This window comes from Pseudomonas sp. AC463 (assembly GCF_979253585.1).
In genome coordinates this window covers 1-405 of record NZ_CEEDDZ010000155.1, presented here as the reverse complement: position 1 = coordinate 405, position 405 = coordinate 1, and the positions used below count along the sequence as shown (strand labels likewise).

The window sequence follows — 405 nt, the reverse complement described above, 5'->3', positions numbered from 1 at the left end:
GCACCACACCATCCTTCTCGCCCTTGTCGATGAGAATGCGGTGAGTGAAGGGGTTGGGGTCGATACCGATCAATTCGGTGGCCAGCACCTCATCATCGACCAGCGCGGACGAGTTGAGCAGCTCGCGCAGGCGTACGTTCTGCTCGGTCAGCGCCGCCAGCTTTTGCAGGCGGCGCTGCATCATCAGCTGCTCGGCCTTGAGTTTCTCGTTCTCGGCCGTCAGCTCATTGCGCGAGCTGAGCTCCTGGGTCGCGCTTTCCCACAGGGTAACGGGGAAGCGGCCAAGCCAGTACACCGGCTCGACGATCAGGCCGAGCTGGCTGCGCACCGATTGCAGGACAGTCAAGCGAGCATCGACGACCATCAGCGCAGCCGACAGCACGGCGAACACCAATAGGCGTATAC

1 protein-coding gene is annotated in these 405 nt (G+C 62.2%); it reads right to left on the bottom strand.

All coding sequences use genetic code 11. The annotated features are described in order from the left end of the window. Positions 1 to 403, bottom strand: a 403-nt coding sequence (gene mreC / locus AC0IYH_RS29555; RefSeq protein ID WP_471837615.1) for a rod shape-determining protein MreC, incomplete at its 3' end; no start/stop codon positions are given. Between the last annotated feature and the right edge of the window lie 2 nt (positions 404 to 405).